This is a genomic window from Alteromonas sp. P256, assembly GCF_036864455.1.
GTDB lineage: Bacteria > Pseudomonadota > Gammaproteobacteria > Enterobacterales > Alteromonadaceae > Alteromonas.
In genome coordinates this window covers 229,551-250,395 of sequence record NZ_JAZETM010000003.1, presented here as the reverse complement: position 1 = coordinate 250,395, position 20,845 = coordinate 229,551, and the positions used below count along the sequence as shown (strand labels likewise).

The 20,845-nt window shown below is 44.4% G+C and carries 17 protein-coding genes; 12 read left to right on the top strand and 5 right to left on the bottom strand.

The window, feature by feature from the left end:
• Positions 1-94: 94 nt before the first annotated feature.
• From cmoA to V7R39_RS06670, 9 genes are all read left to right on the top strand, one after another.
• On the top strand, positions 95-826 hold the full coding sequence (gene cmoA / locus V7R39_RS06710) for a carboxy-S-adenosyl-L-methionine synthase CmoA (protein WP_334029554.1): 732 nt from the start codon (positions 95-97) through the stop codon (positions 824-826).
• Between the two features lie 105 nt (positions 827-931).
• On the top strand, positions 932-1,915 hold the full coding sequence (gene cmoB, locus V7R39_RS06705; protein WP_334029552.1) for a tRNA 5-methoxyuridine(34)/uridine 5-oxyacetic acid(34) synthase CmoB: 984 nt from the start codon (positions 932-934) through the stop codon (positions 1,913-1,915).
• 95 nt (positions 1,916-2,010) lie between these two features.
• The gene (locus V7R39_RS06700; protein ID WP_334029551.1) at positions 2,011-2,880 is read left to right on the top strand and encodes a kinase; all 870 of its coding nucleotides are present in this window, start codon (positions 2,011-2,013) and stop codon (positions 2,878-2,880) included.
• A complete protein-coding gene (locus tag V7R39_RS06695) occupies positions 2,880-3,689 on the top strand; it encodes an HAD-IIB family hydrolase (protein WP_334029549.1) in 810 nt (269 codons plus the stop codon). Before V7R39_RS06700 ends, V7R39_RS06695 begins: the two co-directional genes overlap by 1 nt.
• 12 nt (positions 3,690-3,701) lie before the next feature.
• On the top strand, positions 3,702-4,928 hold the full coding sequence (locus V7R39_RS06690; protein ID WP_334029547.1) for a glycosyl transferase: 1,227 nt from the start codon (positions 3,702-3,704) through the stop codon (positions 4,926-4,928).
• A 1-nt stretch (position 4,929) separates the two neighbouring features.
• Positions 4,930-6,684, top strand: a complete 1,755-nt coding sequence (locus V7R39_RS06685; RefSeq protein WP_334029545.1) for a sugar phosphorylase — start codon at positions 4,930-4,932, stop codon at positions 6,682-6,684.
• 257 nt (positions 6,685-6,941) lie between these two features.
• Positions 6,942-7,625: a phosphoglycolate phosphatase gene (locus tag V7R39_RS06680; RefSeq protein WP_334029543.1), complete on the top strand. Its 684-nt coding sequence runs from the start codon at positions 6,942-6,944 to the stop codon at positions 7,623-7,625.
• A gap of 298 nt (positions 7,626-7,923) precedes the next feature.
• Positions 7,924-9,231, top strand: a complete 1,308-nt coding sequence (locus V7R39_RS06675) for a molybdopterin molybdotransferase MoeA (protein WP_334029542.1) — start codon at positions 7,924-7,926, stop codon at positions 9,229-9,231.
• A 133-nt stretch (positions 9,232-9,364) separates the two neighbouring features.
• Positions 9,365-10,738 (top strand): MATE family efflux transporter, encoded by a 1,374-nt coding sequence (locus V7R39_RS06670; RefSeq protein ID WP_334029540.1) that lies wholly within the window; start codon positions 9,365-9,367, stop codon positions 10,736-10,738.
• A gap of 104 nt (positions 10,739-10,842) precedes the next feature.
• Here the strand turns inward: V7R39_RS06670 and V7R39_RS06665 are convergent, their stop codons facing one another.
• Both V7R39_RS06665 and V7R39_RS06660 read right to left on the bottom strand, forming a co-directional pair.
• Positions 10,843-12,024: a vWA domain-containing protein gene (locus tag V7R39_RS06665; protein ID WP_334029539.1), complete on the bottom strand. Its 1,182-nt coding sequence runs from the start codon at positions 12,022-12,024 to the stop codon at positions 10,843-10,845.
• Positions 12,024-12,860 (bottom strand): AAA family ATPase, encoded by an 837-nt coding sequence (locus V7R39_RS06660; protein WP_334029537.1) that lies wholly within the window; start codon positions 12,858-12,860, stop codon positions 12,024-12,026. The genes V7R39_RS06665 and V7R39_RS06660 overlap by 1 nt, the downstream gene beginning before the upstream one ends.
• A 213-nt stretch (positions 12,861-13,073) precedes the next feature.
• On the opposite strand from V7R39_RS06660, the gene cysK reads away from it, so the two are divergent.
• The gene (cysK, locus tag V7R39_RS06655; RefSeq protein WP_334029535.1) at positions 13,074-14,039 is read left to right on the top strand and encodes a cysteine synthase A; all 966 of its coding nucleotides are present in this window, start codon (positions 13,074-13,076) and stop codon (positions 14,037-14,039) included.
• Between the two features lie 284 nt (positions 14,040-14,323).
• Complete coding sequence (locus tag V7R39_RS06650; protein WP_334029534.1) at positions 14,324-14,782, top strand: hypothetical protein; 459 nt, start codon at positions 14,324-14,326, stop codon at positions 14,780-14,782.
• 83 nt (positions 14,783-14,865) lie between these two features.
• Here the strand turns inward: V7R39_RS06650 and V7R39_RS06645 are convergent, their stop codons facing one another.
• On the bottom strand, positions 14,866-16,311 hold the full coding sequence (locus tag V7R39_RS06645) for a M24 family metallopeptidase (protein ID WP_334029532.1): 1,446 nt from the start codon (positions 16,309-16,311) through the stop codon (positions 14,866-14,868).
• Positions 16,312-16,505: 194 nt separating this feature from the next.
• On the opposite strand from V7R39_RS06645, the gene V7R39_RS06640 reads away from it, so the two are divergent.
• Positions 16,506-16,745, top strand: coding sequence for an RNA recognition motif domain-containing protein (locus V7R39_RS06640; protein WP_334029530.1), 240 nt, complete (start codon positions 16,506-16,508; stop codon positions 16,743-16,745).
• A 116-nt stretch (positions 16,746-16,861) separates the two neighbouring features.
• Here V7R39_RS06640 and V7R39_RS06635 read toward each other — a convergent pair whose 3' ends face one another.
• Both V7R39_RS06635 and V7R39_RS06630 read right to left on the bottom strand, forming a co-directional pair.
• Positions 16,862-17,818: a PhzF family phenazine biosynthesis protein gene (locus V7R39_RS06635; protein WP_334029528.1), complete on the bottom strand. Its 957-nt coding sequence runs from the start codon at positions 17,816-17,818 to the stop codon at positions 16,862-16,864.
• A 105-nt stretch (positions 17,819-17,923) separates the two neighbouring features.
• A complete protein-coding gene (locus V7R39_RS06630; protein WP_334029527.1) occupies positions 17,924-20,680 on the bottom strand; it encodes a M16 family metallopeptidase in 2,757 nt (918 codons plus the stop codon).
• Positions 20,681-20,845: the final 165 nt, after the last annotated feature.

The following is a 20,845-nucleotide window of genomic DNA, read 5'->3' as shown; positions in this document are numbered from 1 at the left end:
ACCTGTAAATTCAGTATATATTTTACGTTTTGGTTTGGCATTTCGGTTTCAAACGGTAAAATTAAACTCTCAAATTAAAAACCATGAGAAATACGTGAAGAAACACGACAACATTTTTGCCGTCCCGCTGAACAAAGTCACCGACTTTAAATTTGATGAGTCAGTGGTTGATGTGTTTCCGGATATGATTCAACGCTCGGTGCCGGGCTATGAATCCATTATTCACGCTATCGGTGAACTCGCTGCAATGAAAGTAACCGATGGCAGCCGTGTTTATGACTTGGGCTGCTCTCTTGGCGCTGCAAGTCTATCGGTGGCCAGAGCAACAGACAACAAATCTTGTGAAATTATCGGCATTGATAGCTCCGAGGCAATGGTTGACCGCTGCAAGCGGATTGTACAAACCTTTTCATTGCCAAACCCTGTTAGGGTTGAACAAGGAATGGCCCAGGACATTCAGATAGATAATGCATCTATGGTGATAATGAATTTCACTTTGCAGTTTATTCCCCCTGCGGATAGGGAGGGTCTGCTTAAACGAATTTTTGACGGCTTGAATTCTGGGGGCATACTGGTTTTATCTGAAAAAATTCGCCACCCTTCAGTGGCTGGAAATGAGCTTTTAATCGACCTACATCATCAATTTAAGCGCAATAATGGCTACAGCGAGTTAGAAGTCAGTCAAAAACGTGCCTCGCTAGAAAAGGTCATGTTGACCGATACGTATGCAGAGCATGAGCAAAGGCTTTTCAATGCCGGGTTTGACGAGGTAGTGATGTGGTTTAAGTGCTACAACTTTACCTCTATTGTTGCCATTAAGCGATAGGTGTACAGCCTCGAGTTACTTTCATCATTTTATTGGCACTTATCATTTTTTTAACAGCGCATGACGGTATCAACGTTTATACATTAAGAGCACAACGAGAACACAATGAGCAAATTAGCGCAGACTTGGTTTAACGACTGCTATAAATCTCTTCTAGATAGCCCTCTTTCATCGTGGCTTCAAACACTTCCTTCACAGCTCAACTCTTGGCAGCAACACAATAAGCACGGTGAGTTCGACAAATGGTGTCGACTTCTCGCCAAGTTGCCGCAAACAGCGCCTAGCACTGTTGAATTAAGCACCAGCGTAACCGTAGGCAGAGCTGCAGACATAAACGAATATACTCAAAAACAGATTAGTGGGTTAATGAAGCAATTTATGCCATGGCGTAAAGGCCCTTTCTATCTGCACGACATTCATATCGATACCGAATGGCGCTCAGATTGGAAGTGGGATCGCGTAGTGCCTCATATTGCGCCGCTTAAAAACAGACAAGTGCTAGACGTAGGCTGTGGCAGTGGCTATCACATGTGGAGAATGCTGGGCGAAGACGCATCCGGTGTTTATGGTATCGACCCCACACAGCTGTTTTTAATTCAGTTTCAAGCCATTAAGCACTTTATCGGACAACGAAATATTCATTTCCTACCCCTTGGCATTGAAGATATGCAACCGCTTAAGGCTTTTGACACCGCGTTTTCAATGGGGGTCCTCTATCACCGTAAGGATCCCATGCAGTTTCTTACCCAGTTGAAAGACCAGCTACGCAAGGGTGGCGAGTTAGTGCTTGAGACCCTGGTTGTTGATGGTGATGAAACCACTGTGCTGATGGCTGGCGAGCGTTACGCACAAATGCGTAATGTTTGGTTTCTTCCCAGCGCCAAGGCGCTGATGGTGTGGCTTGAGCGTCTCGGGTTTGAAAATATACGTGTGGTTGATATTAACCACACTACCCTTGATGAGCAGCGAGCAACGGACTGGATGGAAACCCAGTCGTTGAAAGATTTTCTCAACCCAGAAGATATTACGCGCACCATTGAAGGCTACCCTGCACCACAAAGAGCCGTGATCGTCGCTAACAAAAAGTAATTGCGCTCGTCTTGAAGTTAATCGCTTTGTTGGCATAGATGTTGTAACCCTAATCAGCTATGGAGTGCTAATTCTGTATTGATTAGGGTGACAACATGGACATACATGGCTTTTTAACAGCCCATCATCTGCCAAGTAGCTACGCAGACACTGCACAAATGTGGTTCATCCCACTCTGTGAACAGTTACTAAAGCACCAAAAAAGTGCAGGAAAACCATTCATTGTGGGCATTAATGGTTGCCAAGGCTCTGGAAAATCTACACTCACTAGTTTTATAGAAACCTTTTTGAAATCTGAGCACGACATGCGTGTGGTCTCTCTTTCCATCGATGATTTTTATTTCGATAAAAACCACCGAAACGCCCTTGCCATAAAGGTGCACCCGCTATTAAAAACGCGCGGCGTACCGGGGACCCACAACATATCATTGGCTCTCGATACGTTTTCTATGCTTAAAAAAGGCGAACGTACACAGCTCCCACGGTTTGATAAATCCACAGATAACCCCTTCCCGACATCTCAATGGCCGATAATGGACGCTGTTCCTGATGTCATTATTTTAGAAGGCTGGTGCGTGGGCGTCTCGCCACAAGAATCGTCAGCGTTAACACACCCTGTTAATAAGCTAGAAAGCGAGGAAGACTCACTGTGTACATGGCGCTCCTTTGTTAACAGCGAACTAGGCAATCAATATCAAACACTTTTTAACAAGATAGATTATAGTGTAATGCTAGCAGCCCCCTCCTTCGACAGCGTTCTACATTGGCGTTTAGAGCAAGAGCACAAGCTTGCCAAAACGTCTAAAGGTGAAAAAACTGGCGTAATGAACGATGATGAGGTTGCTCGTTTTATTAAACACTATCAGCGCCTTACTGAGCATGCACTTAGTACGCTTCCTCAGCAATGCGATACCGTATTCTATTTAGACGAACACAGAAACATCACACAACAGGATTTGAATTAATGACAAAACCGCTTGTTTTCACCGATATGGATGGCACGCTGTTAGACCATCATACTTACTCTTTTGAGGCGGCGAAACCGGCTTTAACCGCATTGGACAGAAAGCAGATCCCCGTTATTCCAACCACCAGCAAGACCTTTGCAGAGCTTCAGCCTCTTAGAGAAAAAATAGATTTAACGGGCCCTTTCATCATTGAAAATGGCGCTGCCATTTTTATTCCTCATGGTTTTTTTAAACAAAAGCCAGCTGGCACAGTGTGGGTAGACGGATATTGGTGTAAGGCGTTTATATCGAGCAAAAACCACTGGATTAAGCTGTTGGAAAAAATAAGCGGTGACTTTGAAGGCAGCTACAAACAGTTTTCCAAAATGTCCATTGAAGAAATCCAAGAAAGTACCGGTTTAGATGAATATTCAGCCTCTCTTGCTGCAAAGCGTCAGTTTGGCGAGCCCATTCTGTGGCAAGGAAGTGATGATGATAAACAAAAATTTCTGAAAGCAGTATCACACAGAGGTGCATATCCTCTGGAAGGTGGACGATTTATCCACGTTTCCGGCAACTGCGATAAAGGCCAAGCGCTAACGTGGCTGGCAAAAGAATACCAAAGACAAAATGGGGTTTGCGTACAAACCGTAGCACTTGGCGACGGCAATAACGATATTGCTATGCTAGAGGCGGCAGATGTCTCAATACGAATTTTATCACCGGTAAATCCTCCGCCAACAGTCAAAAAAGAAGAGGTATATACCAGCACCCTTAACGGTCCAGAAGGTTGGACTGAAATGCTTACTCAATTGCTATCTCTATAATCAGGAGCACACATGGCTGATTTTTATCAAAACGGTGTTATTACTACATTACACAACTTATCGCGCAGACCTACTGAAGACTTAGAGGCTGAGCTATTACAATTCTCAAAAAAACGCCCCATGGCGTTGATTTTACCCTCTTTATTTTCAGAGCTTGAAGGTGATGCATTACCTCATATCATTGGTGAGCTTACATCAGTCCCCTATTTGGCCGAAGTTGTCATTGGGTTAGACAGAGCCAACGAAGAGCAATATAAACACGCACTTAATTTTTTCGGTAAATTACCGCAGCACCATCGGGTGTTATGGAACGATGGGCCGCGCCTAAAGGCCTTAGATGAAGAGTTACAAGCGCAGGGTTTAGCCCCAAAAGAAATGGGTAAAGGCCGAAACGTTTGGTACTGCATGGGTTACATACTCGCTTCAAATCGCGCTGAATCTGTGGCGCTTCACGATTGCGATATTGTGACCTATGAAAAAGACTTACTTGCCAAGCTAATTTATCCCGTTGCGAACCCCAACTTCAACTACGAGTTTTGTAAAGGGTTTTACGCCCGTGTTGCAAACGGTAAAATTAACGGTCGTGTTTCTCGCTTGCTGGTAACGCCTCTGCTTAGAGCGCTAAAACGCATTATGGGCGACAATGAATACCTTGAGTTTATGGATAGCTTTCGTTATCCACTAGCGGGAGAGTTTTCATTCAGACGTGACGTGTTAAACGACATTCGCATTCCGAGCGACTGGGGACTAGAGATTGGTGTGTTGTCTGAGATGCATCGCAACTATTCCCATAACCGTCTATGCCAGGCAGACATCTGCGATATTTACGACCATAAGCACCAGGATTTATCATTGAATAATGATCAAGGTGGCTTATCAAAAATGTCTATCGACATCACTAAAGCCATTTTCAGGAAGCTGGCCACTCAGGGCTATACGTTCAGTAATGAAATGTTTCGCTCAATTAAGGCGACGTACTTTAGGATTGCACTCGACTTTATCGAAACTTACCACAACGACGCGGTCATGAACGGTTTAACGCTAGACATTCACAGCGAAGAAAAAGCCGTAGAAATGTTTGCGAGTAACATTATGAAAGCGGGTCAAAATTTCTTAGAAAATCCGATGGAAACGCCGTTTATTCCAAGTTGGAACCGAGTCACTAGTGCGGTACCTGACATTTTAGAACGCCTACTTGAAGCGGTTGAAGCAGACACCGCCGAATACATGGAGAAGTAATATGGCATGGGATCCTCTCTATGACAAAGTAAAGCACCATTTAGAGACTATCTATGCCGATGTTTCGTTAGAGGTGTCCTATGACACGCTAACGGAGCAGCTGCTAGCCGCTATCGGCATAGCATTGAGCGAAGACATTGCTTCGCCTCAATCTCACCATAACTATTGGGACGAAGAAGATATTATCATGATCACCTATGGTGATAGCGTTATTCGTGAGAATGAAAAACCATTGGTAACCTTGAATAACTTCTTACATCAATATTGCAAAAACACGATCAACAATGTGCATATATTGCCGTTCTTCCCCTATAGCTCCGATGATGGCTTTTCAGTCATTGATTACTCGACAGTGAATGAGTCATTAGGCTCGTGGGCGGACATAGAAGCCATAGCGAAAGACTATGGGCTGATGACTGATTTGGTGATAAACCATTGCTCGGCAAGAAGCGTTTGGTTTGATAACTTTATTAAAAGCGAAGGGCCCGGTTCAGACTTTTTCTTTACCGCAGACCCGCAAGATGACCTTTCTATGGTAACTAGGCCTCGTGTGTCACCGTTACTGCGAGAAACGGAAACCGCCGAAGGGACTAAGCACGTGTGGTGTACCTTCAGTCATGATCAGGTCGATTTTGATTTTAGAAATCCAAAGGTGCTGCTGGCCTTTGTGGACATTATCAAACTGTATATTGATAAAGGCACAAAGCTTTTCCGCCTAGATGCGGTGGCATTTTTGTGGAAAATTGTCGGTTCAAACAGCATTAATCTGTTTCAAACCCACGAAGTTGTGCGTTTGCTGAGAACGTTGATTGAGCATGTCGATCCTTCTATCATTATCATCACAGAAACCAACATTCCGAATAGAGAAAACCTAACGTATTTCGGCAATGCAAACGAAGCGCATGCCATTTATAACTTCTCTCTACCACCGCTTCTGGTTAACACGTTAGTGACCGGCGACTGTACCTATCTAAAAAGCTGGATGATGAGTATGCCACCCGCGCAAAACGGCACGGCCTATTTTAATTTCATTGCTTCACATGATGGTATTGGACTGCGTCCCGCAGAGGGGCTGCTAGACGATGAGGAAATATCCGAATTGGTTCACACCATGCAGAACTTTGGCGGTAAGATTTCTTGGCGTGCATCTGAGCATGGTAAACAAAAACCTTATGAGATTAATATTACCCTGTTTGACGCATTACAAGGCACCACTAAAGGGCCTGACCGGTTCCAAGTAGACCGCTTTATTTGTGCCCACTCAATTATGCTAGGCATGGAAGGTATTCCCGGGCTGTATATTCATAGCTTACTGGGCACATCCAACGACTATGAAAAAGTGGCAAATACAGGACAGAATAGAAGTATTAACCGTCGTCGCTGGAATATTGATGAATTAGAGGCTTTGCTTGATTCGCCCTTCTCTCAACACCACAAAGTGTTAACCCGGGTGTCTCAGCTTATCCGTATACGAAAGGCGCAACCGGCGTTTCACCCCAATGCAACTCAGTTCACGCTGCAGTTGGGTAATGAAATATTTGGGTATTGGCGACAAAGTCTTGATAGAAAGCAGAGTATTTTCTGCGTAAACAATATTTGCGATGAAGAAAAAACCATTTTGCTATCAGACATCAATTTAATCGGCACTGACAATTGGATAGACTTGGTAACACGTGATGAAATTTGTCTTTCAAGCGGCTTTATTCAATTGAAGCCCTACCAGACACTGTGGATCAGTAATCAAGACTTTGAATAGTGTGTATTAGTAAGGCTAGTGACACAATTGAGTCTGTGTCTTAAATGCCCTACTCGAAAAGAACCGAGAGAGCAGCCCAAGTAACAAATAGGAAAACAACTAAGAAAACAGCCAAAACGAGTGCCGAAACCTGTGACGAAAAAGGGGTTCGGCTCACTTGGGTTCAAGCACTAAAAGCAAGCTGTGGATATGGGCAGTAACCTTAGCCATAGCCCTAAACATGGGCAGTAATCATAAAGAGTAGCGAACAGTATTTTATGCAACCTATAACTACGTTTATATTTGATTTAGACGGTACACTTGTTGATTCAGTCCCCGACCTTGCGAGCGCATTAAACAATGCACTCAGCGATGTGGGTATGGCAACCTTTGGTGAATCCACAATTAGAAATTGGGTGGGTAATGGTGCAAGAGTGCTGGTTGAACGAGGTCTATCTGGCAACACCGATGCTAGCGCGCAGCAATGTAACTCTATAAGTAACGAGTTAATCGACCATACCTTTCAGCGCTTTTTATATCATTACGATTTAAACGTGTGTCGTGCTTCTACTCTCTACCCTCATGTGTATGACACACTCAGTACCCTTTCACGTAAAGGCTATACGCTAGCGCTAGTGACCAATAAGCCCAAAAAGTTTATCGCCCCCATTGTAAAAGCGCTCAAGGTAGAATCTTTTTTCTCTCTTTTTATTGGGGGTGATTCTTTAAAGGAAAAGAAACCTTCCCCCTTGCCTTTGAACCATGTTTGTAAAACCCTGAGCGTCAAAGCGAGTGAATGCGTTATGGTGGGCGATTCGAAAAACGATATTTTAGCGGCACATGCTGCAAACATGCGAAGTGTTGGACTTACCTATGGGTATAACTACGGCGAAGATATTGGTGCACACAACCCAGATTGGGTATTCGATGACTTTAGTCGTATCGCTTCAATTACCCCTTAGCACTATTTACTTAGCACGTTTCCCTTACACCGTCAGCCCTATAGCCTCACGCCTATACAAGCGGCGTCATGTAGAGCACTTAATCTAAACAGTGCTTCCAACTAGTCATTCTTCACCTTCAATTTTAATAAGACTCTCAATAAAGGTTAAGGACTATCGCATTTACCTTTGGAGAATAGCGTACTTTTTCTGTAGTATTCCTCGTCTATTTTTTTCGTTGTTAACTTTGTTTTCGTCTTTATTTGGCCAAAAGTTAACAGCCTCATGCCACGGTTAAATCACTCAGGGAGTTATCGAAATGTCATCTAGCTGGCTTTCATTGGAAGAGGCGCTCTCAAAGGCGTTGGCAGCGACACATGTAGTTTCTGACATTGAAACAATAAGCTTATCCAGTGCACATCGTCGTGTAGTGGCACAAGACGTTGTCGCCACGCTAGATGTGCCGCCATGGGATAACTCTGCAATGGACGGGTTTGCTATTAATGCAAACTCGTACACTCAAGGCCAAGCGCTTACCGTTCAAGGTATTATTACCGCTGGAGAAAAGGCTTCTACTTCCCTTTCCGCCGGTCATGCTTACAAAATTATGACTGGCGCGCCTATTCCAGATGGCGCGAATGCAGTGATAATGATTGAGAACTGTGGCAATGATGCCAACGGCAACGTGATCATTAATGAGGCCCCTACACAGGGTCAAAATATTCGCCATCAAGCCAACGATATCACCAAAGGGCAAGTTCTTATTGAAAAAGGGACTCAGCTACGGGCAGAGCACCTTATGTTACTCTCCTCTCAAGGCCTAAACGAGGTGGTGGTTTATCGAAAATTACGAGTTGGTATCGTTGCCACTGGCAACGAACTAGCAGCCCCTGGAGAGTCGCGCAGCGACACGCAAATTTACGAGTCGAACCGTGTTGGCATAAGCGCTATTTTAAGTAACGAAAATGTGGAGGTTGTCGATTTTGGCATAGTTGAAGATGATAAAGCATCCCTGACTAGTTTGTTTAATTATGCGGCATCTAATGCCTCAGACTCTTTTAATAACAGAGCTGGCCCAGCAACTCTCACGACAAGAACAGCTGCAGGAGCTAGCACAAAAGGTAACGCAGGCAACAACGTTGATATCATGGTAAGCAGCGGCGGTGTATCCGTTGGCGATGCTGATTATGTAAAAGACGTCATAGAAGCCATGGGCCACATCGAGTTTTGGAAAATTGCCGTTAAGCCTGGAAAACCTTTTGCACTTGGTAGATTAAACAATACCGTATTTTGTGGGCTTCCAGGTAACCCAGTTTCCTCGTTTGTGACGGCTAAGCTTCTTGTACTTCCCATCATTAGTAAAATGCAGGGACGGCAAGATGGTCACACTGCGCTCACGGTAACGGCCACGCTGACAAAAAACATTGAGCGTCGCGCTGGGCGTCGAGATTACCAGCGAGCCACTATGAGTTACGACGACAATGGGAACTTAGTGGTCACGCCGTTTAAAACACAAAGCTCAGGCGTGATGACATCGATCACATCCGCTAACTGCTTTATGATCATCCATGAAGATATAAGCACATTAGCTATAGGCGATACGGTGCCGGTGATGCCATTTACCTAGCGCTCAAGCCTTGCCTGTTGAGCTATACCTATTGAGCTATGCCTTTTGATTTTCATCTTTCAAACAATGCTGTTTAGACATTAGCTTTTAAAAACATTTTAGTCTGAATTTTTTACCGTGAGAATAAACATCTGTGAATAGAAAACGCTTTATTATCGAAGCTAGAGACGTATTAAAGTTAGCCTGGCCGTTGCTGATTGCCCAAATTACGCAAATGCTCATGGGTGTGAGTGATACCATTATGGCAGGTCGCTTCAGCGCAACTGACATGGCTGCAGTGGCGTTAGGTTTTAGTATTACCATCCCCCTTCTTTGCTTCATTCAGGGTATTGCTCTTGCTTTACCGCCTATCATCTCAAGGCTACACGGCAATAAGAACATTGCTGGTATTGCTGATGCCAGTCAGCAGGCCGGTTATTTAGTGTTATTTGTAGGCTTAATCATCGCCGCGTTTATTCCCTTTACTGAAAACATTGTATCGTTATTTCCAATGGCACCAGAGCTTCACAGCATAACCGTGGACTACGTTATTTATGTATTTCTTGCCATGCCTGGCTTTGCTATCTATCAATGGTTGAGGAATTATTGTGAAGGACTAGGTAAAACAAAGCCCACCATGATCATTACCGTCATTGGCTTGATGGCAAACATTGTAGGCAACTATTTATTCATTTATGGCGTTGGCCCATTACCTGCCATGGGTGGTGCTGGCTGCGGGGTTGCTACTGCGCTGGTTATTTATACCATGCTAATTGCTACCTTTATTTACGTGCGACTTGCACCTGCGCTGCAAAAATACGACCTGTTCAATCAATGGTACCGTCCAAACTTAAAAACCATTGGTCGAACCTTCGCTTTAGGCCTTCCTATTGCAATGACAATCCTGTTTGAAGTAACGCTGTTTTCTGCCGTTGCCCTGCTTCTTGCACCGTTTGGCGCAACAGTCGTTGCTGCACACCAAGTGGCCTTAAATTTTTCAGCACTGATGTTTATGTTTCCGATGAGTATAGGTATGGCCGTGGCCATTCGCATTGGCTACCGTATTGGACAAAAGAACCCTCGACAGGCAAAAATAGCAGCGCGAAGTGCCATATTAATTGGATTTATTACTTCTGCGTGTACCGCTACTTTCACCCTTGTGGCTAAAGGTTTCATCATCAGCTTATACACAAGCGACAGCGAGGTTTACGCCATTGCCAATGCCCTACTTATCTATGCAGCGCTTTTCCAGCTCTCAGACGCTGTACAGGTAATATCGGCCAATGCGCTGCGAGGATATAAAGACACCACGGCAATGTTTATCATCACCTTTGTGTCATATTGGCTTATCGGGCTTCCCACCGGCATTATTTTGGGAAGAACCTCCTGGCTGACTAACGAGCCAATGGCTGCAGCTGGTTTTTGGATTGGATTTATTGTGGGATTAAGCGCTGCCGCAGTATTACTGGGAGCCAGGCTGCTTTATATTCAGCGTTCCACCAATGTGCTTATTGAACAACCTGCGTAAAGGCTTTTTCGCTAGGCCCTTTCCTTCAAGGAAATAAAAAGGGCCTAGTTTCTTGTGTTTACAGCGCGCTTTAGACGCACATACTGCTATTAACCACTTGTGTATTAGCGAGTGCGACTCAGTCCTTTAATGGCCTCGGTGAGCCCTTCTAGCGTCAACCCATACATTTTGTCTTCCATAATTTCACGCATAATGTTGATAGACGAGTAATAAGGCCAATAATTTTCAGCCTGAGGGTTGAGCCACACCGCGTTACTGAAATGGTTTAACAGCCTTTGCATCCATGCACTGCCTGGCTCTTCATTCCAGTGCTCGACACTGCCACCAGGATAGGTAATTTCATAAGGCCCCATAGTGGCATCCCCCACAAAAATCACTTTATAATCTTTGCCGTATCGATGAATAATATCCCAAATTGAGATCCGCTCTTTATTACGGCGCAAATTATCCTTCCACACTTCTTCATACACGCAGTTATGAAAATAAAAGTATTCCAAGTACTTAAATTCAGACTGCACCGCTGAAAACAGCTCTTGAGTGGTTTTTACATGGGGGTCCATAGAGCCTCCCACGTCGAAAAACATCAACACTTTAACCGCATTGTGTCTTTCGGGCGCCATATGAATATCCAGCATGCCACCCTTTTTCGCGGTTTCACCAATGGTCGTTTTAACATCAAGCTCTTCACTCGCACCTGTGCGGGCAAATTTGCGCAGCTTTCGAAGGGCAACCTTAATGTTTCGCGTGCCTAGCTCTACATCGGACGACAGGTTTTTGAATTCTCGCTTGTCCCATACCTTAGCAGCTGAGAACTTGCGATTGCCCTTTTGACCAATGCGAACGCCCTCAGGATTATCGCCATAAGCGCCAAAGGGTGACGTGCCGCCCGTACCTACCCATTTGTTGCCACCTTGATGACGCTTCTCTTGCTCTTCTAAACGTTTTTTAAGGGTTTCCATGAGCTCATCAAGACCACCAGCTTGCCTGAGGGCCTCGCGCTCTTCAGCGCTTAGGTTCTTTTCAAGCTCTTTGCGTAACCATTCCTCAGGGATCTCTTTACCGAATAAGTCAATTGACTCGACACCTTCAAAATAATTAGCAAAAGCCCGGTCGAACTTATCGTACTGAGTTTCATCTTTTACCATGATGGTGCGCGACAAACTGTAAAACGCTTCAATATCGGCATACACCACATGCTTTTCCATTGCCCTGAGTAAATCAAGCAACTCGCGAAGGGTTGTTTTAACCTGATATTTTCGTAGCGTGAAAAAAAACTGAATAAGCATTAGCGTCTCGCCATAAAGGCCAGTTTTTCAAACAGGTGAATATCTTGCTCATTTTTCAGCAATGCACCATAAAGTGGTGGAATAGATGCTTTCCCATCTTTGTTGTGTAGGGCCTCAGGTGGAATATCCTCAGCAACCAGCAGCTTGAGCCAGTCAATTAGCTCAGAGGTCGATGGCTTTTTCTTAAGCCCTGGCACATCACGTAAATTGAAAAATGCACCTAATGCCTCGCTCAGCAACTTCTTCTTAAGACTAGGGAAGTGAACATTAACAATCTCCTCCATATCTTCAGGTGTTGGAAATTGAATATAGTGGAAAAAACAGCGACGCAAGAAAGCGTCGGGCAATTCTTTCTCATTATTGGACGTAATAATCACAATGGGACGCTGAGCGGCGACAACGCGCTCTTGAGTCTCGTACACATAGAATTCCATTTTATCGAGCTCGAGCAATAAGTCGTTTGGAAACTCGATGTCGGCTTTGTCTATCTCATCAATGAGCAATACCGGGCGTTTTTCAGCGGTAAATGCTTCCCAAAGCTTTCCTTTAACAATGTAGTTTTTAATATCGTGAACACGATCGTCGCCAAGCTGTGAATCACGAAGACGGGAAACCGCATCGTATTCGTAAAGCCCTTGCTGAGCTTTAGTCGTCGATTTGATATGCCATTGGATAAGCTCAGTGCCTAAACTTTCAGCGAGCTCTTCAGCAAGCATCGTTTTACCGGTACCTGGCTCGCCCTTGATTAATAGGGGTCGCTCTAGGGTGATAGCTGCGTTTACCGCGAGCTGTAAGTCTTTGGTTGCGATGTAATTAGACGTGCCACTAAAAGCCATTCTTCTTATACTCCGTTTAATTCTTCGTCTTCATGTAATTTAACAATAACATATAGCTAAAAAACACTTTGCATTTTTACGTTTGGGGCCAATGATATAGGGGTATAAAGAAATCCCCAAATTCAGGCTATGAATTATTAACTATTAAAAAGGTCGTACAGATCACGACTGTTGGGATTTGCTTGCAAATCAAGAACGAGTTAAGGATTAGAAATGAACGTATTTGACGACAATTCTCTAGCGATTGGCCGTACGCCATTAGTGAAATTAAATCGCGTTACCTCTGGCAACGTGTACGCAAAAATAGAGTCTCGTAACCCAAGCTTCAGCGTTAAGTGCCGTATTGGTGCAAACATGGTGTGGGATGCAGAAGAACGCGGTGTACTGACTAAAGGTAAAGAGATCGTAGAGCCTACGAGTGGTAATACAGGTATTGCCCTAGCGTTTGTTGCGGCTTCACGAGGCTATAAGATAACCCTAACCATGCCAAGCAGCATGAGTTTAGAGCGACGTAAACTGCTTAAAGCACTAGGCGCAAACTTAGTCCTTACCGAAGCGCCAAAAGGCATGAAAGGGGCTGTTGCCGCTGCACAAGAAATTGTTAACTCAGATCCTGACAAGTACGTGTTATTGCAGCAGTTCGACAACCCGGCAAACCCAGCTATCCATGAAAAAACCACCGGGCCTGAAATTTGGGAAGACACCGATGGTAAAGTTGATGCTTTCGTCGCTGGCGTAGGTACAGGCGGCACCATTACCGGTGTAAGTCGTTACCTTAAAAACACCAAAGGTAAAGCCATTACCTCTGTTGCGGTTGAACCAACTGACTCTCCTGTTATCACCCAAGCACTTGCGGGTGAAGAGTTAACGCCAGGGCCACATAAAATTCAGGGTATTGGTGCAGGATTCATCCCTGGCAACCTTGACCTAAGTCTTATCGACGAAGTAGAGCAAGTCTCAAACGAAGATTGTATGGATATGGCGCGCAAGCTAATGACCGACGAAGGCATATTAGCGGGTATTTCATCTGGTGCAGCGGTTGTAGCAGCTAAGCGTTTTGCTGAACGCCCAGAAAACAAAGACAAGATTGTTGTTGTTCTTCTTGCCAGCGGCACAGAGCGTTACTTAAGTAGTCCGATGTTTGCCGGAGCCTTCGACGAACAAGAAGAAGTGCAGTAATAGACAAGTCTACTGCGAACTAACCACGCAGCGTGTCGCTAGGATTAATCTGTTTTAATCGAAAACACGCTTTAGTGAAAAAGGCAGAGCACGTTCTATTATTGAGAACAAAAGCGAGAAACTTGAAAAAGTTTCTCGTTTTTTTGTTTTTGCATTTCGTTTAGCCGCCACATTTTTGGTATTCTTGCAGTCAGAGAAAGTGGGCAGACTAATTTGCGCTTGATAGTGTGCATTGCCCTTGAGATCAAATGCCCTTAAGATTAACCGCCCAGGAGGCTGAAAGAATGAACGCTAATAAGTTATATATCGTGTTCTGGCTAACCGCTTTGCTAGTGCTAAGCGCATGTGGTGAGAAAGAAAAGGGAATTGGGCGCTATGGCATGCTTGATGAAAGTACACCTGAATACACTGCCGTTGCCTTTTTAAATAGCGTGTATGAAGATGACAATCTAGACAAAGCCATTGCACTGTCTAGTGAAAAGATGACTCGCATAATTAAACGCTACCACACCAACAGAAACGTTCAGCGACATCTTCTCAATTTAAAATACGACTCAGTAATCGTAACACCTCAAACGTCTGGCAGCTTAGGCAGAACCGAGTTTGCGGAGAAATCTACCATTACCGTCTTTTTAAGCGGTATGTATGGCGATGATAAAATCGAGAAATTACGCAGCTTAGACCTTATAAAAGAAGACGGTGATTGGAAAATCAATAAAATTCATCCCGATACCTATTTATAGGCTTTCTCTTCCTACCCAATCTTAACAAGAGCGTGCTCCATAGTAATAAAAAAACGCTGGCTAACACGCTCTCTACACCACATCTAATGTATTAAAATAAGAGAGGTTTGCGGTGGCGTAAGAAATCTAGCACCGTCCTCTTGAATGACTATCATGTCCTCTACGGAAATCGTTTTGGTGTTATTACCTTTTTCTTCCTCTAGTTCTGCTGTATGGCCTCCACTAGGCGTAAAATAATGCCAGCTGAAAAAACCGTCGAAGGCGAAGGTCATTTGCGTATCTAACAATTTATCTGAAGCCGGCCTCACTCCTAAATTAGGCCCAACATCATGCGCTACATAACCCACTGGGTGACCTGTGCTCCACATAACTGGTAAAGAGCCTGATTGCTGCATAACGTATTGCTGCGCATTGTGAACAGCATTACCCGTAGTACCAGGAGTCATGGCGTTAAATGCTGCGTTGCGACCATTGATTGCACTTTTCCAAGCATGCTGAAGTTGCTCCGGTGGTTGTGCCTCACCCTCTTGCAACACATACGCAAAACGTTGAATGTCAGTGACCCACTGATTAAAAACGCGTATTCCGAAATCTATTTGAATGACATCTCCTCGCTGAATCACTCGATCAGTAGGGTGTGAATGCCCTCTATCTGGACCGGAATTAACCGCTGGATTCTGACTAGGAGCCCAACCATCTCCTACTCCCGCGTTCGACATTTTACGCTTTAAGAATTGAGCAATGTCTAGGTCAGTGCTCTTTCCTGGAATGACGGCTTGATAAGCTTCATATTCCCACCTTGAGGTAATAGCCGCGGCTTTCGCCATTATCTCTATTTCTTCTGGTAACTTTCGCGCAAGCCAATAGTAAATAGCGTCTTCAGCGCTTTTAAATGATATATCAGTACCTGTAAAAGCGTCGTTAAGGGCGATATATTGTGAATGGCTTAGTCCATCAGCAAGTGGGTTAACGGTAAAGCTATTGATCCCAATTTGGCCTTTCGTATTCTGCTGAGTAAGATACGATGATGCTGCCTCTATCGCGCTTTGTGATTTATCTACGTCGATTACAAAGTCAAACGTACCTAATTCTTTTAACGCCGTTGACTCACTCATTGGTGAAAATATCCGTGAAGTCACTGCCTCGGATTCTCTATCTTTACTAAAGAGTACCACCGCCGTGCCGCCCGCATTTTCACAACCTACATGGTTGGCTAGTGGATCGTTGTTATTCTCGCGGCATACAATTAACCAGTGGTCCAAATTGGCTGCAGCCATTGCATCAGGTAATAATGTGCTAATGCGCTTTTTTCGTATTTCAAGCCAGGGAGATGGCGAATTGAAATACTCGATATATCCTTCTACTTCCTCAGAAGAGGGGATCCTATTTACAGCATTCGGCTCCCTTGCATAGGACTTTTCAGATAGCCGCTTTTCGTCGCTGCTGGTTTGGCTATAGGCATTTTTATAGAGTCCCCCGCTCACTAGTACAATCAATAACAACGGTATATATCGTTTGTGCGTAATCATTATTCTTTTCCTCTTATCACGTATTGAGAGTTGAGTTTTACATTTAAAAACTCAGACCTGAAACTCATTGTTAAACACTGCCACCGAGCAAGGATTTCACAGCAACTAGGGCGTGTTGAATAAATGTATTCTTTGCTTGGTTTGCTTGTTTATACCTGAGACAATGCAAGTTCACTCTATAAAGCGACGATCCTATGAAACTTCTAGTTCGCAATCTTGCGAGAACGACCACAGAACAAGAAATTCTTACTCTTTTTTCAGCGCACGGCACTGTAAATGAGTGCAGCCTTGTACTTGACAAAGAGACCGGCCAATCAAAAGGTTTTGCCTTTGTTGAGATGGCTGATGCTAGTGAGGCTAACAATGCTTTGAAAAGTCTTCACCACACTACATTGGCAAGTAATAAAATACGGGTAAAACTAGCCCAAGACTAGGGCTTTTAAAACAAACGCCTCTACGATTTTACCTTGGCACATTGAGTATCTGAACACGTTCTGCTTCCGGCATCCCTCCAGGCTATTACTTTAAGCGGAACAAAAGTTAGTGAGCTTTAGATACTCGGGGACCGCAGCTCGATAGCTTTTTTGCCAATAAGGCTGGCTAAGCCTGCCACTGATACTTCCCATTGAGTGTTTTCGCTGTCTTTAATGGCAACAGTAGCCAAAATACGTGAAACACATTCCATTGCCCGCCCCTGCTCAAAGACGAAGTTAAAAGTTGGATTCATCTTAGTGAGCGCACGCTGGTGTTTGCTGCAATTTTCACTGCTGCTTCCTTCAGAACCAATCTCTTCAATACCATGCTTAGCTAAATAACAGGCCAAGGCACCACTGGCACTTCCGGTAGCAGATTCTTCCGCGATCCCTAGCAAAGGGGCGAAGTTTCGACAACTCGCGGTTAGGTTAGACGAGGGCTCACAAAGCTCAAAGGCGTGAATGCCAACTGCATTATGCTGTTGGCAAAACTCAGTGGTTTTATCTGCGTTTAGGTCAATTTTACTTAAATACCCTGGTGGCACCGCCACAATAATATCCGGCAGTCCAGTAGAAACAACTTCAATGGGAAATTGAGTGGATGCCAAAACATTAGGCGCAATTCCAATAAGTTCAGATACATCTTCATAAGGAAGGCGTTGGATAAACTCTGGCGACTTTTGCCCCATAACCACATTACCGTCGCCCATGATGCTCACCCCCAACATTCCCGCCTTGGTGCGTTGTATATAGTCCCCTGCTTGTAATACTCCCTGTTGAAACATCAGTGAAAATGCGGCGAGAGTAGCATGGCCGCAAAAATCAACTTCACCAGTGACGGTGAAAAATGACAGCGCTACGTCAGCGTATTCGTCTTTAGATACAAAGGCAGTTTCAGAATAGCCCACGGCCTGAGCAACCTTCAGTTTTGCTTCAACAGACAAGCTATCTGCATTGAGCACCACCCCCGCAGGATTTCCGCCCTCATCAAAAGCGGTAAACGCATTGACCAAATGCACTTCAATTGTCTTCATTTGGCATTTCCTCTTTTCAAGATAGTTGTTCATAAGCAATGTAATCAAGCTACAAATAAAAAAGCCGAAGCAATATTTGCTTCGGCTTCTATTATGAGAGTTTGTTTAAAGGCTGCTCATATCCTGAACCGTTACAGGTCCAATATCAGCGGCTTCTACTTCCGCCTTAATTTTCTCAGCATCACCAATAATTAACCACGTAAGCTTCCCTGGTTGTACAACTTGTTTAGCTGCGCTATTTAAGTCATCAAGTGTTAAGCCATTGTATTTTTCTACCAAGCTTTCTGGATAGTTAAATTCGCGATTAAACCGACTGCTTGACAATAAGCTACCTAGTACAGCACCTGCTGTCTCATACTGTCCGGGTAACGAACGTACCTGATCGAGTCGGGCTCTGTTCAATTCCATTTCAGTAGGCGGGTTGTCACCAAGATAGCCGTTAAGCTCTTTCTTTAGCTCTTCTAGCGACGCGCCAGTCTTATCAGTTTGCACTGGTGCATAAACCATGTACGGCCGTTGTCCACGAGCTTCCTGCAAGAATGTGTAAGCACCGTATGCCCATCCTTTATCTTCGCGAAGATTCATGTTTACCCGCGCAGTGAATGCGCCGCCGAGCGTTTCGTTCATTGCGTTAATCGCGATGTTATTTTCAACACCCGTTGGTGGTGCAAGGTGGGCGGCAAGAATGAGTGACTGCTGTGACCCAGGGCGATCGATAATAATGGCTCGACCTTTTTCAGGCAGCTGTGCTTCAGCAATCTGCTTAGTCCCTTTTTCACCAGATACTTTCCATTTGCCAAACTCTTTTTCTAATGTGGGTTTGATTTCGTCAAGGGTTGTATCGCCAACAACAAAAATGGTCGCATTGTCTGGGCGTAACCACGTATTTTTAAAGTCGATTAAATCGCTGCGCGTAATTGAAGTCACATCAGGCGCCGTACCTAAACCTGTGAAAGGTATGCCATAGGCATGATCATCACCGTAAATCAGTGGCGGCAGCAGCGTAAGCGCAATGCTTATTGGGCGTGTCATCTGCTGTGCAATATTGCTGAGTATCAATGTGCGCTGACGTTCAATTTCTTCTTTATCAAACGTTGGGTCTTTGAGAATATCGCCAAACAAAGCAAGCGACTCTTCCATATTCTCTTTAAGCATAGACATACGCACTGTTGTCGTATCTAAGTTTGAGCCGCTATTAAGGCTTGTGCCTAATTGCTCTAGCTCAGCAGCTAGTTCGAGCGCGTCGTAACGACCTGCACCTTCATCAAGCATACCCGTTGCAAAGCTTGCTAAACCTAGTTTGCCGCCCGCATCTGCCGCATAGCCTGCGTCAAACTGAACCGCAACGTTAATAAGCGGTACGGTAGAACGCTTTGCGAATACCACATTTATGCCATTTGATAAGGTGGTCTTGGTCACTTCTGGAAAGGTAAGCTGTGTTTCAGCAGCAATATCAGGAAGCCCTGAACTGCGGTCAACGCCCTCTCCACTAGCAGCATGCTCTTCAAATGGCACGAACGTGATTTGGTGCCAGCCATCGCCTAACCATTCTTTCGCTGCCGCTTTTACCTTCTTAGGCGTTGCATTAGCCAGCTCTTTTAGCTCTGTTTTGAAATAAGTAGGGTCACCTGCAATGAATTCACCCGTTGCTAACCTATCGGCTTTACCACCAAAACCGCCAACTTCTTCAAGTCCACGAATGATTGAGGCGCGTCGTTTTGTAGATACCAGCTTAACTTCATCTTTCGTTGGTCCCTTGCGCAGGAATTCCTGGATGATTTTATCCATCTCGCGCTCTACCTTTTCTACATCTTCACCCGCAGCCACATCAACACTCAGACCAAAGATGGATGCAATTTGCAGTTCGTAGTTAAATACTGACGCATTGGTTGCTATCTGTTGATCGTAAACCAGCTCTTTGTACATGCGAGAGTTTTTACCATCGCCCAACACACTTGCTGCAATTAACAAGTCTGTGGCTTTTGCACTTTTATTTTCAGGAGACACCCACAAACGAGAAATACGAGTTTGCGGTACTTTATCCTGAATAATTTCCCGTGTATTCGAAGAGCGGCTTGGGATCCAAGATTGCCACTTGGCAAGTGATGGACCAGGCTTAATATCACCGAAGTATTTGTTTACCATCGGTTTAGCCTCTTCGGCATTAATATCACCGCTTAGCACCAGGATAGCGTTGTTCGGACCATAATATTTATTAAACCAAGATTTCACATCATCTAACGTTGCTGAATTCAAATCATCCATAGAGCCGATAACGTTGTGAGAGTAAGGATGCTCATTGGGAAACAATGCTTTAACAGCATGACCTAAAAACGCTCCGTATGGCTGGTCTTCTCTTTGACGCTTTTCGTTTTGCACCACACCGCGCTGTTCATCAAGCTTCTCTTGAGTAACTGCACCTAATAGGTGACCCATGCGATCCGATTCCATCCATAAAATACGGTCTAACGCTGGAGTTGGAACGGTTTGAAAATAGTTGGTGCGGTCAAAATTTGTTGTACCATTTAGCCCGGTAGCGCCAGCTTCTTGAAGAGGTCCAAACCACTCGTCATCGTAGTTTTCAGTACCGTTGAACATAAGGTGTTCAAAAAGGTGAGCAAAGCCAGATTTACCCTCGGGCTCGTCCTTCGAGCCCACTTTATACCACACCGCCACTGCGACTACGGGGGCTTTGCGATCTTCGTGAACAATAACGGTAAGACCGTTATCAATAGTGAACTTCTCATAGCTTATATCAATATCGTCGTTAGCTACCACGGGGGATATTCCTACCAAGGTAATAGTGACAATACTCAGGCATTTTTTAGAAAACTGCCTGGTAATATGTTTCAACACACTCATAAAATATTATCCTTATTTTTATGTTTGCAAAACGTTTATGACTTTATTCGTAATTTATTCGTAGGTTTGCACCCAGTTTCTGACGTTAATTTTTGACGTAAATCTTTGTTATAGCTATGGGGTGTTAAACCTTTCTCGGGCGGCAAAAACGCATATAATGCCCAC